Raw genomic sequence first — 1,702 nt, forward strand, 5'->3', positions numbered from 1 at the left:
GGTTTCGCCAAAGCCTTCAGCAAGGTCTGCATCAGCCACCTGGGCGTGGAGAAGGAAGTCGTCCTGTCGCCGCTGATGCACGACACGCCGGCCGAACTCGCCCAGCCCTTCGGCGTGAAGGACTGGAAGAAGGGCGAGTGCGACCTCATCCCCGGCAAGACGGCGCCCACCATCGCCGTCGTCGAGCGCGACTACCCGGCCACGTTTGAGCGCTTCACGGCGCTGGGCCCGCTGATGGAGAAGCTGGGCAACGGCGGCAAGGGCATCGGCTGGGACACCAAGACGGAGGTGGCCCAGCTCGCCGAGCTCAACGGCGTGAACGCCGAAGGCCGCGCCCGCATCGTCAGCGACATCGACGCCTGCGAGGTCATCCTGCAACTCGCGCCCGAGACCAACGGCCATGTCGCCGTGAAGGCCTGGGAAGCCCAGGGCCGGGCCACCGGCCGCGAGCACGTGCACCTGGCCCTGCACCGCGAGGACGAGAAGATCCGCTACCGCGACATTCAGGCGCAGCCGCGCAAGATCATCAGCTCGCCGACCTGGAGCGGGTTGGAGAGCGAGAAGGTCTCCTACAACGCCGGCTACACCAACGTGCACGAACTGATCCCATGGCGCACGCTGACCGGGCGCCAGCAGTTCTACCAGGACCACGCCTGGATGCGCGCCTTCGGCGAGGGCTTCAGCAGCTACCGCCCGCCGGTGGACCTGAAGACGACGGCCGGCATCCAGAACATCAAGCCCAACGGCAACCGCGAGATCGTGCTGAACTTCATCACGCCGCACCAGAAGTGGGGCATCCACAGCACCTACAGCGACAACCTGCTGATGCTGACGCTCAACCGCGGCGGTCCCGTCATCTGGCTCAGCGAGGACGACGCGAAAAGCGCCGGCATCGAAGACAACGACTGGGTGGAGCTGTTCAACATCAACGGCGCCATCGCGGCCCGTGCGGTGGTGAGCCAGCGCGTGAACCCCGGCATGACGCTGATGTACCACGCGCAGGAAAAGATCATCAACACGCCCGGCAGCGAGATTACCGGCGTGCGTGGGGGCATCCACAACTCGGTGACACGCATCGTCACCAAGCCCACCCACATGATCGGCGGCTACGCCCAGTACAGCTACGGCTTCAACTACTACGGAACCATCGGCACCAACCGCGACGAGTTCGTCGTGGTGCGCAAGATGAACAAGGTGGACTGGCTCGACACGCCCCGCGACGACCACCTCGCCCCCGCCTTCCAGGCGCAAGGCGAAAACCCCTGAAACGCGAGGAGCACGCAATGAAGATTCGCGCACAGATCGGCATGGTCCTGAACCTGGACAAGTGCATCGGCTGCCACACCTGCTCGGTGACCTGCAAGAACGTCTGGACCAGCCGCCCCGGCGTCGAGTACGCCTGGTTCAACAACGTGGAGACCAAGCCCGGCATCGGCTATCCCAAGGAATGGGAGAACCAGGACAAGTGGAACGGCGGCTGGATCCGCAAGCCCGACGGCAAGCTGGAACCGCGCCAGGGGGGCAAGTGGAAGCTCCTGATGAAGATCTTCGCCAACCCCAACCTGCCGGAGATCGACGACTACTACGAGCCCTTCACCTTCGACTACGACCACCTGCAGTCGGCCCCCGAGATGAAGCATGCGCCCACGGCCCGGCCGCGCAGCCTCATCACCGGCCAGCGCATGGAGAAGATCGAGTGGGG

At 65.1% G+C, this 1,702-nt stretch carries 1 protein-coding gene and 1 pseudogene; both read left to right on the top strand.

Annotation, left to right across the window (positions count from 1 at the left end; all coding sequences use genetic code 11):
• A partial coding sequence (locus AC1DU6_RS30110; RefSeq protein WP_477861710.1) for a molybdopterin dinucleotide binding domain-containing protein occupies positions 1-1,266 on the top strand: 1,266 nt, incomplete at its 5' end.
• A 17-nt stretch (positions 1,267-1,283) separates the two neighbouring features.
• A pseudogene (gene narH / locus AC1DU6_RS30115) lies at positions 1,284-1,702 on the top strand (nitrate reductase subunit beta); the annotation flags it as partial.

The organism is Roseateles sp. P5_B10, from assembly GCF_056400485.1.